This window comes from Flavobacterium sp. KACC 22758, from assembly GCF_028736135.1.
Lineage (GTDB): Bacteria > Bacteroidota > Bacteroidia > Flavobacteriales > Flavobacteriaceae > Flavobacterium > Flavobacterium johnsoniae.
Window position 1 is genome coordinate 1676496 of the sequence record NZ_CP117878.1, and the last position, 16560, is coordinate 1693055.

The window sequence follows — 16560 nt, forward strand, 5'->3', positions numbered from 1 at the left end:
TGTTATAACAAAATGTTTATTGTTCACGTAAGTTAAACAGAAAACTTTTTTAAAGATTCTTCAAATAAGTCTTTCTCTGGCAGTGAATTGTAGGGTCAAAGTTTTTCCAAAGTAAGTGAATGGCATTGTTTTCAAGTAATTCTGGAGTTCTAATACAATTTTGAATTCCCTTTTGAGAAAAAGTTTTATAATATTCATCAAAAATAATAGCGGTAACACCTTTATTTTGATATTCCGGACGAACTCCAATTAAATAAAAAACTACGTCTTTGCTGTGTTTTTTTGCTTTTAACAGCTTTAAAAAACCAAAAGGAAATAATTTGCCTCTTATTTTTTGTAATGCCTCTGTAAAACTTGGCATTACGATACTGAAAGCTACTAAATTATCATCTTTATCAACTACAAATTTTATGTATTCCGGATTGATAAAACTGATATATTTCTTTTTAAAATATTCTTTTTGAATATCAGAAATCGCTACAAACGAAGCCAGTTTTTCATACGATTCATTAAACAAATCAAACATTTTGTCTACATGAGGCATAATGTCTTTGGTTTTTGTAAAATTAAGCGCTTTTAGTCCGTAACGTTTTTTAATTAATTCCTGGGCTTTTTGGAAAAATTCAGGTTTAACATTCGAAAAAGGAAATATGCTTTCGATGTATTGTTTTTCTACTGCAAATCCTAATTGTTCTAAATGTGTTACATAATATGGGTGGTTGTACCACGTAATCATAGTTCCAACCTGATCATATCCTTCTGTAAGAACTCCCACTTTATCCAGATTCGAAAATCCCATTGGACCTTCTGCATGTTCCAGATTGTGTTTTCTTCCTAATTCAAATACTTTGTCGAGAAGCGCTTTTGTTACCTCAATATCATCAATAACATCAAACCATCCAAAACGAACTTTTCGCTTGTGCTGATTGTTTACTTCTGCCCAATTTATGATTGCTGTTATTCTTCCAACAATTTGATTGTCTTTGTAGGCAAGGTAAAAATAAGCTTCGGCGTTATCAAAAGCAGGATTTTTAGTTTTATCAAATGATTCTAATTCATCAGCAATAATAGGAGGAACCCAATATGGGTTGTCTTTGTAAAGTGAAAACGGAAATTTGATATACTCAGTTAATTCCTTTTTGGTTTTGGCTTCTTTAATTGTAATCATTAAGTTGGTATTTGCTCTTGTTACAGAGGTATTTGATTGTTTATTTTATTCGTATTTAGCTTTACGTTTTCTTTCTTTTTCCTGATAATCGATAGGTTTTTTATTATCGATATTCTTTTTAGCTCTTTCCTTGTTTTTATATTCAATAACTTTCTCTTTATACCATCCGTCATAACGCCAAGAGAATCCAACTCCGCCATATAAAACAGAAGGAGTATTCTTGAAATTGGTGCTTATTGAGGCATCAACCTGCATATTTGATGATAAAAGAAAAGCTGCACCGCCGCGAATAATTGCGTCACTGTAAAAATCACTTTTAAATCCTTGGTTTTCAATAAAACCAGACCATCTGTCATTAAATCCGTGCGTTAAAGTTAAGATATAACCATAACTTGGATAATCTGTACTTATATAATCAGCAAAAATATTTGTTACAAAAACCCATGACCCTCCTCCTAATAAGTTTTGTGTAATTAAAGAAACTTTTGGTGAAATGGCACCATCAGGAGAAAAATAATACGGATTATCAGCTCCAACAAAGTTAGCTCCAGCAAAAACAGAAACGGCTGGAATCAATTCGCGCCACTGAAAATTACGATTGGCTTTGTAGCTGTAAATATTAGCTTCTCTTTTGTAGTTTTTGTACGGATCGTAAATAAGATATTTTGCTCCTAAAAGGGTTTGTCTGAAATTGTTTTTTTTGTAGCTGGTATAAGGTGTGTCAAAATTTTCCATTTGATATTGAACATCCAGAACAAATTCCAGCTGTTCCAGAAAAGCACCGTATCTAATGCTTAAATCTGTACCAAAACCAGAGGCGTCATAATCTAGTAAATTGTGTTTTTCTTTAATGCCATAAACACCTATTTCACCTTGAATAACTGATTTTCCAACTGAATAAGCAGACATACTTTCGCCGGGGCGGTTTGAATTAATGACGTCTGTGTATTGTGCAAAGAAAATTTGCGGAGTAAAAAAAAGTGCGGTAAAAAGTAATTTTTTAATTTTCAACATAATTATTTGGGGATTAGAAAAATAATAACGCAATTCAAATGTACTATATTTTATTATTTATTTAAGATTGATATTTTAATTTTAAACAACGGATTTACTAATTTTGGAAAAAAATTATATGATCATGCAAGAAGCATCTTTTACAAATTTGTTTAAAACGATAATGTGGATTATTGCGTTTTATTATATTTTTAAATTTTTGGCTCGAATCTTTTTGCCTGTATTGGTAAAAAAAGCAGTCGAAAAGGCAGGAGAAAACTTCCAAAGACAACAGCAATACAGCCAGGATAATTCATGGCAGCAAACCCGCAATAACAACAATGACGAAATAATCATAAATACCGCTAATGCTAAAAAGCCGCGCGAGACCAAAAAAGTGGGGGATTATGTTGATTACGAAGAAATAGATTAAGTTTGCATCCTGACAAATAAGGATTCATCATTTAACCAAACCAGCCCAAAATTGAAAATAGTAAATAAATTCTATCCGCATGCCCTTGTAGTACTGGGCTTTATTCTCGTTTCATTAATTTATTTTTATCCGGTTCTGCAGGGAAAACAAATCTTCCAGTCAGATATTGCTCAATACACCGGAATGGCCAAAGAGCAAAATGATTTTAGAGCAGCAGAACACGCTGAGCCATACTGGACAAACTCTGCTTTTGGAGGAATGCCGACTTACCAGTTAGGAGCTAATTATCCAAACGATTTTGTAGGTAAAATAGATGACATGCTTCGTTTTCTGCCACGTCCTGCAGATTATTTATTTCTATATTTCTTAGGTTTTTATGGTTTGTTATTGGTTTTAAAAACAGATCCGTTAAAAGCTTTTATTGGCGCGATTGCGTTTGGATTTTCTACTTATTTAATTATTATTCTTGGAGTTGGGCACAATGCAAAGGCACATGCTATTGCGTATATGCCATTGGTTATTGCCGGATTTATACTCGTTTTTCAGAAAAAATACATTTGGGGAGGTTTGCTTACCATGTTTGCGGTTGCGTTAGAAGTTAATGCCAACCACTTTCAAATGACCTATTATTTATTGATTTTCTTATTGATATTATCAGGTTATTTTACCTTCAATTTTATAAAAGATAAAGAATATAAACCGCTTTTAATTGCGATTGGAACTTTGGCCGTTGCCGGAATTTTTGCTATTGGTGCCAATGCAGCCAATTTAATGGCAACAAGTGAGTATGCTAAATTTAGTACACGAAGCAATAGTGAATTGACTTTTAATCCGGACGGAACAAGAAAGACAAATGAAAATGCTTTAAGCCGCGAGTATATTACTGAGTACAGTTACGGAATAGCTGAAAGTTTTAACCTTATTGCTCCAAGACTTTTTGGAGGTTCTAATCACGAAAATATAGGAACTGACAGCAGTATGTACTCTTTTATGATGGAGCAGGGAGTACCGGCAAGTCAGGCAGAAGATTTTGTATCAGGAATGCCTACATATTGGGGAGATCAGCCAATAGTTGCTGCACCCGCTTACATTGGTGTAGTAGTTTTTTTCCTGGCAGTATTGGCATTATTTATTGATGAAAGAAAAATAAAATACGTATTTCTTTCAGGAGCATTGTTTTCATTAGTGCTTTCTTGGGGAAAAAATTTCTCGCTTTTAACTGATTTCTTCATTGATTATGTGCCAATGTATGATAAGTTTAGAGCAGTCTCATCTATTCAGGTCATTTTAGAATTGTGTTTTCCAGTATTAGCAGTAATGGGAATTCAATCGTTTTTTAAAGCAAAAGAAGAACCTAAATTACAGCAAAAAGCTCTTATACAAACAGGAGTTTTTGGCATAGGAGTTATTTTGATTTTAGTTTTTGCAAAAGGTTTTTTCCACTTTACAGGAAGCAATGATAATTATTTCCTTCAAAGTTATGGAGCAGCGTTTGTAGATGCATTAAAAGAAGACAGAAAATCTTTATACTTAGCAGATTTACTTCGTTCAGGATTTTTTATAGTCGTGACTTTTGGAGCTTTATGGCTGTTTATTAAAAATAAGTTTTCGCAGACAACTACTTTGGTAATTGTAGCTCTTTTAATGATTTTTGATTTGTTTTTTGTTGACAAAAAATATGTTTCTGCGAAAGATTTTGTGAGTCCGGTTCAAATTGCGGCTCCGTTTCAGGAAACACCTGCTGATGCAAAAATTTTAGAAGATACAACGCATTATAGAGTTTTTGAAGTAAACGGTAATATGTCAAGCGCAAGAGCTTCCTTTTTTCACCATTCTATTGGAGGTTATCATGCTGCAAAACCTAGAAGAATGCAGCAGTTGTTTGATTATCAGATTGCTAAAAATAATCTGGAAGTACTTAATATGTTAAATGTTAAGTATGTGATTCAAACCGATAAAGAAGGAAAAGAAATTCCAACAATCAATCCTGATGCAAATGGGAATGCATGGTTTGTAAGCTCAGTTAAGCTGGTTAATAAAGCAGATGAAGTTATGAAAGCTTTAGACCATCTTGATACTAAAAAAGTGGCTGTTTTCAATGTTCATGAGCATGAAGGCAAGTTTAGAAATGCCCGCATGAAAAAGCAATGGGATACAACCGGAACAATAAAACTAGTTCAATACAAACCAAACTACATTAAATACCAATCTGATAATGGAAAAGACGGATTGGCTGTTTTCTCTGAAATCTATTATAAAAACGGCTGGAACGCTTATATTGACGGACAATTAACAGATCATTTTCCTGTTGATTATGTTTTAAGAGCTATGGAAATTCCGGGTGGAAAGCATACAATCGAATTTAAGTTTGAGCCAAATGTTATTAAAACAGGAGGTACAATTAACTTGGTTAGTTCTATTGGAATGTTTGTACTTTTAATTGGAGGAATATATTTTGAAAGAAAAAAACAGAATACAAATAAGAGCGAGTTTAAAGTCTAACCATTAGATGCTGATTTCAAAGATTCTTAAAATTGTTGTTTTTACCATTTTTGATTTATTCGTATTTATTTTTTGCGGGATTTACATGATGGGATATGATGACTTTTATGATGAAAGTCAAGGAGAATATTTTAGTTTTTCTAGTATGAAAGATGAATATAAAATTGTCTGGGGTTTTTATAATTTTTGGATTTTCTTAAACTGTTTACTCCTAATTTATTTCATATATAGAATATATAAGAGATTTATTTTGAAATAACTTTAACTTTACACTTTTAAAATAATAATCGATTTTCATTGGAACAAAAAAAGCTCTTAATTATTACGTATTACTTTCCTCCGGCTGGCGGACCGGGAGTACAGCGCTGGTTGAAATTTGTAAAATATTTGCCGGATTTTGGTGTTCAGCCTATTGTTTATGTTCCAGAAAATCCAACATATCCAATTGTTGATGAAGGTTTGGTAAGCGAAATATCAGATAAAGCAATTGTTCTAAAAAATAAAATTTGGGAGCCCTACCAGCTGGCTTCTGTGTTTTCAAAAAATAAAACTAAGAAAATCAGTTCCGGAATTTTTCCGCATAAAAAAAAGCAGACTTTTTTAGATAAAACATTTCTTTGGGTGCGTGGTAATTTATTCATTCCGGATGCACGCGTTTTTTGGGTAAAACCTTCTGTTGCTTACCTTGAGAAATATATCAAAGAAAACAATATTGATACTATTGTAACTTCTGGACCGCCGCATAGTCTGCATTTGATAGGTTTAGAATTAAAAGAAAAACTAAATGTAAAATGGTTTGCCGATTTCCGCGATCCGTGGACAACTATTGGCTATCATAAAGCACTTCGTTTATCTGGCTATGCAGCTAAAAAACATAAAAATTTAGAACACAAAGTTCTGAATTCTGCTGATACTATTATTGTAACGAGTAAAACAACAAAAACAGAATTTGAAGCGATTACTAATAAGCCAATTTCTGTAATTACAAACGGATACGATATTGAAAAGGTTGAAAAACACCCTTTAGACGAAAAATTCACTCTTGCGCATATTGGTTCATTTTTATCAGACCGAAATCCTAAATTCTTATGGGAGTGTCTGGTTGAACTGCTTCAGGAAATTCCAGATTTTAAGTCTCATTTAGAAATTAAACTAATTGGAGCCGTAAGTCAGGAAGTTTTAGATTCTATAAACGATTTTAAATTAAATGACTATTTAAATCTTTTAGGATATGTTTCGCACAATGAAGCGATTGCACATCAAAAAAAATCTCAGGTTCTGCTTTTAATCGAAATTAATTCAGAAGATACCAAAAGCATTATTCCGGGTAAATTGTTTGAATATATGGTCTCAAACCGCCCAATAATTGCGATTGGACCAAATGGTTCTGATTTTGCCGATATTATAAAAGAAACAAATACAGGAGTATTTTTTGATTATTCAGAAAAAGCGAAGTTAAAAAGTGTAATTTTGGACTTTTATAATCAATTTTTGGAAGAAAAGTTACAAGCTAATGGTGTTGGTTTACAGCAGTATTCACGAAAAAACCTGACAAAGCAATTAGTACAATTGATAAATTAAAACAACAATTTCAAAAATAAAAAGAGAGCAGAAAATCAAAAATCTTAACTCTACAATCTAAACTCTGCAATCAAAAAATGGGTATTGTCTTAAACCAGTCTTTTAAAAACACCATAATTACATATATAGGCTTTGGAATTGGAGCCATTAATACGCTTTATTTATATCCTGTTTTTTTAGGCGCAACTTTTTATGGTTTAACGAATTATATCACATCTGCCGCAAATGTTATTATGCCTTTGTTTGCCATTGGAATGCAAAATACTTTGGTTAAATTTTATTCGCAGTACCAAACAGATGAAGAAAAATCCCGTTTTTTATCCTTTACGGTTTTATTTCCGCTGTTATTAATAATTCCACTTTTGCTTATTGGTCTTGTTTTTTACGATGAGATTATATTCTTTGTATCAAAAAAGAATGCGATTGTAAAAAGTTATATCTGGTTAATACCATTTATAGGATTATGCATGGCTTATTTTGAAATTTTTTATGCCTGGCTGCGAGTAAATATGCATTCCGTTTTTGGAAACTTTATTAAAGAAGTAGGTTTACGATTGTTTTCATTATTTCTATTGATAGGCGTTTATTACGATTGGCTCAGCGTAGAAGGTTTTGTATATGCAACAGCTGTTTTATACTTTTTGGCATTTCTGGTAACAATGTTATACGCGTTCAGTATTCAAAAACCAACTTTTCAGTTTACAATACCAGTAAATACAAAAGACATATTGATATATACATTTTATATTATTTTATCAGGAAGCGTTGCCAATTTGCTTTTAGATGGAGATAAAATGATATTGAATCAGTACATGCAGATTGAAAATATTGCCTTCTATTCTGTAGCAACTTATATTGCTTTGGTAATTTCGGTTCCCAGTCGTGCCATGCACCAAATTGTATATCCCATTACGGCAAAATTAATGCATGAAAATAAACATGACGAACTGAATCAGCTTTATAAAAAGACTTCTATAAACCTGCAGATTGTGGGCGGTTTTGTAATGCTATGCATATTCGTAAACATTAATCAGTTGTATGAGTTGGTTCCAAAAGAATACAGCGGCGGAATTGCAGTTGTATTTATGATTGGTTTATCTAAGTACTTTGATTTGATTTTAGGAAACAATAACGCTATCATTTTTAATACTAAATATTACCGAATGGTGCTTTATTTAGGATTAATGCTGGTTGTACTAACAGTTGTTTTAAACATGATCTTTATTCCAATTTTCGGAATATTCGGGTCTGCTTTTGCCACTTTATTATCTATTACATTATACAGTTTAGCTAAACTGCTTTTTGTGGTTAAAAAACTTAATTTATATCCTTTTACAAAAGAAACAATCTCGTCAATGCTATTAACATTTGCTTTGTTTTTAGTATTTTATTTCTGGGAGTTTCCGTTTTTTCAGCTTATCAGTATTGCTTTAAAATCTATTTTGGTAACCATTGTATATGTTTACCTGAATTACAGATTTAATATTTCTCCAGATATTAATAAAGTCATAGACAACATTCTTAGAAAAATAGGAATTAAAATTTAGTACGATTTTATTTCGAAATAAGGAGGTAATTTAAATTCGAATCTATTTTGTTTTTATATTTGTTAGTAGTAACTAACTAATTATAAATGAAATATGAAGAATAAATTACTTTTGTTTTTAGCTGTTTTCACTGTTTCGTTTTATTCGGCTTCATTTGCTCAAAACAGCAGCCGCGATACTTTACATAAAATTGAAGTTAAGTCGAAATTAAAACCATATCCGGTTGCTCCATTTAAGGATACACTTTTCTATATTTATAACAAAGTTGGTTCATTTTCTGCCGAAAACAGGGCACATGCCATTACAGAAAAAATTAGAAAGCTTTATGAAGATTCTTTTTTTGAAAAAGATTCTATTTTAGTTGTTCCTTCAGATCTGTCACAAGATATCATTTATAAAAATGATTTTATTATCATGTCGGTTCTTAAAGCCGATGCAAAAGCAGAAAATCAAACAACCGCTTTTATTGCAAAACGGAATTTAAACTTAATAAAGAAAGCAGTAATTTATCAAAACGAAAATCATTCACTGCTTCCAAAAAGGCTTGGATATACGGCATTGTTGATTTTAATTATTGGTATAATTTTATATGTAGTCGGGAAAATCTTTAACAGAATAAAATTATACATCTTAAAAAACAGCGACAAGTATTTTAAGGGTGTCAGTTATAATAATATAAATTTTTTATCGCCTCAAAGACAGCAGTCATTATTAATGCGATTGTATGGCTTTATAAAAATTGCAGCCTTAATTTTTATCGTTTATCTTTCGCTTCCTGCCTTATTCAGTATTTTTCCTGCTACTGAAAATTATACCAAAACATTGCTGCACTGGATTCTTTCGCCTGCAAAATCGGCTTTAATGGGCTTTATTCGATTTTTACCAAGTTTAGTAACTATAATCGTTATCATCTTCATTTTTAAGTATGCAATAAAAGTCATCAAGTTCTTTTTTGACGAAATAAAACAAGAGAATATTAAAATTGATGGTTTTTACAGCGATTGGGCAATGCCTACATTTAATATTATTCGGTTTTTGCTTCTGGCTTTTATGATCGTAGTTATATTTCCCTATCTTCCCGGTTCAGATTCTCCTATTTTTAAAGGTGTTTCAGTGTTTGTTGGAGTTCTGTTTTCTTTAGGTTCATCAAACGCAATAGCTAATATGGTAGCTGGATTAGTTATTACTTATATGCGTCCGTTTAAAATAGGTGATTTTATAAAAATTGGCGATGTAAGCGGTGAAGTAATAGAAAAAACAGCTTTAGTAACCCGAATCAGGACTCCAAAATTTGAAGACATTACCATTCCCAATTCGACTGTTTTATCTAGTACTTCAACTAACTTTTCTGCTAATACGAAACAAAACAATAATGGTTTATTGATACATACAACAGTTACAATTGGTTATGATGTTCCGTGGAAAGACATTCATAAAGCATTAATAGATGCCGCTCTAAAAACAGAAATGACTGAAAAAGAACCAATTCCTTTTGTTCTCCAGACAAGTTTGGATGATTTTTATGTTTCGTATCAAATCAATGTTTATACAAAAGAACCAACAAAACAGCCCAGAATTTATTCGTCACTTCACCAAAACATTCAGGATTCTTTTAATGCTGCCGGAATAGAGATTATGTCGCCTCATTACAGTGCTTTAAGAGATGGAAACACTACTACAATACCGCCTGATTATCTAAATGATGATTATGAACCTTCATTTTTTAATATTAAGAATAAAAGTTAGTGTCTTTTTGTAAGATATTTAAAATGTGAAGATAATCTTAAACTTTTTGACTCATTTCTTTGAAATTCAATTTATTAAAATTAATTTTATGTTCATTTTTTGGACACTCTTACATTTTTATTGTAGAAAATGTTTTATAAAATGCAATAAAAGAGGTAGATAAGTGTTTTATTAAATTGAAATACCCATTCAACATTATTAATTTTTTAAGTATCACGACAGACAAACCAAAACAGATGATTATGAAAAGCAATAAGCTAAGTCAGGAACAAAGTGTACAGGTGTTTTCTAATATGATATCTAATAAAGTTCATAACGGATTCACACTAGAAGAGAGAAATGATGAGTTACTTTTTGCTGTTCTTTCCAAAGGAGGAAAAGTAGTTAACCACAGTTTAAATTTTATTATTTTTTGTTTAACTCTCGGATTATGGTCATTCGCGTGGCTTTATCTAACATTTGAGGCTTCAAAACAAAAAAAGGTATTAGTTGCCATTGACGAAGATGGTTTCCCTTTCGAAGAAAAATGTTTAGTTGCTTAATGCTAAAGTCAATAAGCAAAACATCTTAAAATTAAAAGCGGTCTATATACATAGACCGCTTTTTTTTAGCGTTTTATATTGATTTGCTTTTAGAATAAATGCTTAATGCCTAAAGTTATTGCCTGCAGCCTTTTTAGAGCTTATCCTTTAAATAAATTCCAGTAACCGATTCTTTAACCTTAACAATATCTTCAGGAGTTCCGGCTGCTAATAAATGACCGCCGTTTTCACCGCCTTCCGGGCCTAAATCTATAATCCAGTCGGCACATTTAATCAGGTCAAGATTATGCTCAATTACGATTATCGAATGTCCTTTTTCGATTAAAGCATCAAATGAAGCTAAAAGCTTTTTAATATCATGAAAATGCAGACCCGTTGTCGGCTCATCAAAAACAAATAAAGCTTTATCTTTTGTGGCACCTTTTACTAAAAATGAAGCCAGTTTAATACGCTGTGCTTCACCGCCTGAAAGGGTAGAAGAAGATTGTCCTAATTGTACGTATCCTAAACCAACATCTTGTAAAGGCTGTAATTTTTGTGTGATTTTAGATTGTTTGTTTTTTTCAAAAAAAGCAATTGCATCATCAATTGTCATGGTAAGGACATCGTTGATGTTTTGATTATCAAAAGTCACTTCCAGAATCTCTTTTTTAAATCGTTTCCCGCCGCAAGTTTCACAAGGCAGCGAAACATCGGCCATAAAGACCATTTCAACGTTTATAGAGCCTTCTCCTTTACAAGTTTCGCATCGGCCGCCATCAACATTAAAAGAGAAATGTTTTGCCTGATAACCTCTTATTTTGGATAATTTTTCTTTGGCATACAAATCACGGATATCATCATAAGCTTTTATGTAAGTAACAGGATTCGATCTGGAGCTTCTTCCAATAGGATTTTGATCTACATATTCAATATGTTTAATCTGCGAAAAAGAACCTGAAAGTTCACTGAACTGCCCTGCTTTTTCGGCTGCATTCTCCAGTTTTTTCTGCATGGCAGGAAATAAGATCTTTTTAATCAAAGTACTTTTTCCGCTTCCTGAAACTCCGGTTACAACTGTTAAAATATCAAGAGGAAAAGTAACATTTATATTTTTCAGGTTGTTTTCTCGGGCGCCAATTATATCAATGTGATTTTTGAATTTTCGTCTTTTCTTTGGAACAGAAATTTCAAGATCGCCGTTCAGGTATTTTGATGTAAGTGAATCTGATTTTAAAATTTCCGGATAAGTTCCCTGAGCAACCAGTTGTCCTCCAAAAGTTCCGGCTTCCGGGCCAATATCAATAATCATGTCGGCTGCTTTCATGATGTCTTCATCATGTTCTACCACAATTACGGTATTTCCTAAATCACGAAGTGAAAGGAGAACTTTTATCAATCGCTCTGAATCTTTTGGATGCAGACCAATACTTGGTTCATCCAGAATATACATTGAACCTACTAAACTGCTTCCTAAAGAAGTTGCAAGGTTAATACGCTGTGATTCTCCTCCGGAAAGTGTAGAAGAATTTCTATTTAAGGTTAAATAATCTAAACCAACTTCGGTTAGAAATGACAAACGATTGTTGATTTCTACCATTAAACGCTTTGCGATCTGCTGTTCGTATGGGTTTAATTCAAGATTTTTAAAAAACGTAACCAAATGCTTAATAGGAAGATCTACTAAATCTGAAACTGTTTTTCCTCCAATTTTTACGTACGAAGCTTCTTCACGTAGACGTTTCCCACGGCAGGCGTGGCATTTGGTTTTCCCGCGGTAACGAGAAAGCATCACGCGATTTTGTATTTTGTAATTTTTTTCTTCTAATTCTCTAAAGAAATCATTTAATCCCTGAAAATATTGATTTCCAGTCCAGATTAAATCTTTTTGACTTTCTGAAAGTTCAAAATAAGGTTTGTGAATTGGGAAATCGAATTTATAAGCGTGTTTAACCAATTCGTCTTTATACCAGCTCATACTGTCGCCGCGCCAAGGATAAATAGCACTTTCAAAAACAGATAAAGAAGTGTTTGGAACTACAAGATCAGCATCAATACCAATAATATTTCCATAACCTTCACAAACAGGACAGGCTCCGTAAGGATTATTAAAGCTGAACAAATGTACGTTTGGTTCCAGAAACGAAATTCCGTCTAATTCAAAATTGTTAGAATAAGAAAATCTTTTGTCTGTACCCACTTCTTGAAGGTAACAAATTCCTTTTCCTTCAAAAAATGCTGTCTGTACAGCATCTGAAAGACGGTTGTAAAATTCTTCTTCTTCCTTAACTACAATACGGTCAATAATTAAGAGAATATCCTTATTGTCTAATTCATGAATATTTTCTGTAGAAAATTCATCTAAACGAACCATTTCATTTCCAACCAAAATACGTGCGAAACCCTGCTGTAAAAGTATTTTTAGTTTATCTTCAAGCTGGCGTCCTTCTTCTAAATGAATAGGAGCAAGAAGAAGCCATCTGCTGTCAATTTCGAGTGTTTTTACATCAGAAACAACATCTGTTACAGTATTTTTTTTGACTTCCTGACCTGAAATTGGCGAATAAGTTCTTCCAATTCTGGCAAATAAAAGTTTAATGTAATCGTATATTTCTGTAGAAGTTCCAACCGTTGAACGAGCATTGGTTGTATTTACTTTTTGCTCAATAGCAATTGCAGGGGCAATCCCTTTTATATATTCAACTTTTGGTTTATCTAAACGTCCAAGGAACTGACGTGCGTATGATGACAAACTTTCAACATAACGACGCTGTCCTTCGGCATATAAAGTATCAAAAGCCAAACTTGATTTTCCCGATCCGGAAAGCCCTGTAATAACAACAAGTTTGTTTCGCGGAATGGCAACATCTACATTTTTTAAATTATGTACTTGTGCGCCCTTTATTATAATATTTTGCTTTGGGTCGAGTGTAGAAAGATCAATTTGCATAAAAAAAGTCAATTTTTACAAAAGTAATCAATTTTAAGCAGAGTTTTGTTAAGGATATTGTTCCAAATCTTAACAGAATTACCATGTTAACATCTGATTATAAGCAGACTTTTTTTTATTTAAAATTTGTTATTTCATTGTAAAAATATCCTACTTTAGAACTGTTTTAGTACTATTTTAATATCCTGACCAAATTTTGAAAACTAAACTATCTACCTTACTGTTTTTAATGCATTTCCTGATATTCTCTCAGGAATTTCCACCCATCGTAAAATATTCTCCTTCTGTTTATGGAGCCGGAAATCAGAGCTGGATGATTTCGCAGGATCATAATAATTATTTGTATTTCGCTAATAATGACGGATTGTTAGAATATAACGGAACAAGCTGGCAGTTATATCCGGGGCCAAACGAAACCATTATTCGATCTGTAAAAGTGATTGGCAATAAAGTGTATACGGGCAGTTATATGAATTTTGGTTTCTGGACGAGACAAGCAGATGGAAAACTAAAATATACTTCGCTGAGTGACAGTATAAAAAATAAGATTTTAGATGATGAACAGTTTTGGAATATCCTAAAATATGATCATTGGATATTGTTTCAGTCTTTAAACCGAATTTATATTTATGATACCAAAACAATGCAGTTTAAAATAATTGCACCCAAAAATGGTGTTGTAAAATCGTTTGCTTCGACCAATGCGATTTATTTTCAGACTTTAAAAGAAGGACTTTTTGAAATAGAAAGCGGTAAAGCCAAATTAGTTTCAGATGATCCGATTTTGAAAAAATTTACCGTTGCCAATGTTTTTGCAGCAGATGAAGGCTTGATAATCCAAACACAGTTAGATGGAATACATAAACTTACCGGAAACGCATTAAGCCGTATAGTGACAGATGTTGATGCCGAATTAAAAGCAAGTTTTGTTTACAGCAGCCAGCGTTTACAGGACGGCAGTTTTGCTTTGGGAACTGTTTCCAACGGGATTTTTATTTTATCTGATAAAGGGAAACTGAAATATCACCTGACACAGAGCAAAGGTTTAAGCAATAATACTGCTTTATCTCTTTTTGAAGATAAAGACCAAAATTTATGGACGGGACTCGATAACGGAATAAACTGTATCAATATGCAGTCGCCGGTGCGCAGTTTTACCGATGATTCGGGTGTTTTAGGAACCGTTTACGCATCTGCAATTCATAACGGAATGCTGTATATTGGAACCAATCAGGGATTGTTTTGTAAACCAAGTCAAAGTAATTCTGATTTTAAATTTATAAACGGCACAAAAGGGCAGGTCTGGTCTTTAGCAGTTTATGATGATACGCTTTTCTGCGGACATGATTCGGGAACTTTTGTAGTGGTAAATGATATTGCCAAAAGTATATTTTCGGCTTCAGGAACCTGGAAATTTGAACCGGTTTCGGGAAATAAAAACCAATTACTTCAGGGAAATTATTATGGTATTTCGGTTTTAGAAAAATCAGGAAATCAGTGGATTTTTAAAAATAAAGTACAGGGATTTGATTATTCATCACGTTATTTTGAAATAGGTGATAATCTCGAAGTATATGTAAGTCATGAATACAAAGGGATTTTTAGATTAAAACTGGATTCATCATTATCAAAAACACAAGGATTCTATGCGTATAAAAGTCCCGATAAAGGAAAATATGCCAGCTTAACAAAATTCAATAATTCGATTTATTACGCTTATAAAGGCGGTATTTTTAAACTAAACCCAAAAACAAAACAGTTTGTAAAAGACAATGTATTAAGCTCTATTTTTGAAAAAGACGAATATACATCGGGTAAATTAATTGTTGATAATTCAAACAAAATCTGGCTGTTCTCTAAAAACTACATTCATTATTTCTCAGCCAGTAAATTGAGCAGTCAGTTAAAAGAAAATATAATACCAATTCCGTCTTCGCTGACCAATTCGATGTTAGGATATGAAAATATCACCCAAATTTCAAAATCGACTTATTTAATAGGAACTACAGACGGATATTATACGCTTAATATTGATGATCTGAGTTTTAAAAATTACAATGTTTTTATTACTGATATTACGACTAATAAACAAAATGAAACCTTTAGAAATGCTGCGATTTTTAACGAAGGGAGTTTTAAGTCTGATGAAAATAACATTACCCTGAATTATACAGTTCCGGAATACAATAAATACATCAATTCTGAATATCAATATCTGCTGGAAGGTTTTCAGAATGAATGGAGCGAATGGAGTACAAAAGCAACTGTGAATTTTAAAAATCTTCCTCCTGGAAAATATACTTTTAGAGTCAGGGCAAAATATGCCAATGTAATTTTGCAAAATCCGGCCTCATATACATTTGTGGTTTTAAAACCATGGTATTTAACTAATCTGGCTTATTTTATTTATTTTCTTTTGATGCTTGCAGTGGCTTATTTTATTAATAAAGCGTATCGAAACTATTATCAAAAGCAAAAAGAAAAGCTTATTGAAGAAAATAACCTTTTGTTAGAGATTAAAGAGCTTGAAAACGAGCAGCAGTTAATGAAACTTCGAAACGAACAGCTTTCTCAGGATGTAGATAACAAAAACCGTGAATTGGCAGTTTCTACGATGAGTTTAAACAGTAAGAACGAATTACTGGCTTTTATTAAAGAAGACTTGAAAAAAACAGCTCAAAATGACAGTTCAAATATTAAATCTGTAATTAGTACCATTAATAAAAATATTACAGAAGAAGATTCGTGGAATGTATTTAAAGAAGCTTTTGATAATGCCGATAAAGATTTCCTTAAACGAATAAAACAAATGCATCCGGCCTTAACGCCAAATGATCTTCGTTTGTGTGCTTATCTCAGATTGAATCTTTCATCTAAAGAAATTGCTCCAATGTTTAATATTTCAGTACGAAGCGTTGAAATAAAACGATACCGTTTGCGAAAAAAGATGGATTTACAACACGAAATCGGTTTAGTAGAATATATTCTGGCTGTATAGTAATCCCAAAATCACCGTAAATTACCTATACATTACCACAACATTATGGTTTTATTAGGAATTCAGGAAGCAAATGTTAATAAAATTAACATTCTGCAATTGTAGTTATTTGGTGCTTTAT

Annotated in this window: 10 protein-coding genes; 7 read left to right on the top strand and 3 right to left on the bottom strand. The window is 32.3% G+C overall.

Features of this window, described 5'->3' with window-relative positions; all coding sequences use genetic code 11:
- Positions 1-49 precede the first annotated feature (49 nt).
- Entirely contained in the window at positions 50-1168 is a 1119-nt protein-coding gene (locus PQ462_RS07190; RefSeq protein WP_274252917.1) for a GTP cyclohydrolase, read from the bottom strand.
- Positions 1169-1213: 45 nt separating this feature from the next.
- On the bottom strand, positions 1214-2182 hold the full coding sequence (locus tag PQ462_RS07195) for a transporter (protein WP_274252918.1): 969 nt from the start codon (positions 2180-2182) through the stop codon (positions 1214-1216).
- A 124-nt stretch (positions 2183-2306) separates the two neighbouring features.
- On the opposite strand from PQ462_RS07195, the gene PQ462_RS07200 reads away from it, so the two are divergent.
- From PQ462_RS07200 to PQ462_RS07225, 6 genes are all read left to right on the top strand, one after another.
- Positions 2307-2594, top strand: a complete 288-nt coding sequence (locus PQ462_RS07200) for a DUF4834 family protein (RefSeq protein WP_044048302.1) — start codon at positions 2307-2309, stop codon at positions 2592-2594.
- A gap of 51 nt (positions 2595-2645) precedes the next feature.
- Positions 2646-5096 carry a YfhO family protein gene (locus tag PQ462_RS07205; protein ID WP_274252919.1) on the top strand — a complete coding sequence of 817 codons (2451 nt, stop codon included), beginning with the start codon at positions 2646-2648 and terminating at the stop codon, positions 5094-5096.
- 297 nt (positions 5097-5393) lie between these two features.
- Positions 5394-6677 (top strand): glycosyltransferase family 4 protein, encoded by a 1284-nt coding sequence (locus tag PQ462_RS07210; RefSeq protein ID WP_274252920.1) that lies wholly within the window; start codon positions 5394-5396, stop codon positions 6675-6677.
- Positions 6678-6754: 77 nt separating this feature from the next.
- Positions 6755-8224, top strand: a complete 1470-nt coding sequence (locus tag PQ462_RS07215) for an oligosaccharide flippase family protein (RefSeq protein ID WP_121361739.1) — start codon at positions 6755-6757, stop codon at positions 8222-8224.
- Between the two features lie 93 nt (positions 8225-8317).
- The gene (locus tag PQ462_RS07220) at positions 8318-9970 is read left to right on the top strand and encodes a mechanosensitive ion channel family protein (RefSeq protein ID WP_274252921.1); all 1653 of its coding nucleotides are present in this window, start codon (positions 8318-8320) and stop codon (positions 9968-9970) included.
- A gap of 242 nt (positions 9971-10212) precedes the next feature.
- Positions 10213-10512 (top strand): hypothetical protein, encoded by a 300-nt coding sequence (locus tag PQ462_RS07225; RefSeq protein ID WP_274252922.1) that lies wholly within the window; start codon positions 10213-10215, stop codon positions 10510-10512.
- Positions 10513-10645: 133 nt separating this feature from the next.
- Here the strand turns inward: PQ462_RS07225 and uvrA are convergent, their stop codons facing one another.
- Entirely contained in the window at positions 10646-13441 is a 2796-nt protein-coding gene (uvrA, locus tag PQ462_RS07230; protein ID WP_274252923.1) for an excinuclease ABC subunit UvrA, read from the bottom strand.
- 196 nt (positions 13442-13637) lie between these two features.
- On the opposite strand from uvrA, the gene PQ462_RS07235 reads away from it, so the two are divergent.
- Positions 13638-16439: a triple tyrosine motif-containing protein gene (locus tag PQ462_RS07235; protein ID WP_274252924.1), complete on the top strand. Its 2802-nt coding sequence runs from the start codon at positions 13638-13640 to the stop codon at positions 16437-16439.
- Positions 16440-16560 lie beyond the last annotated feature (121 nt).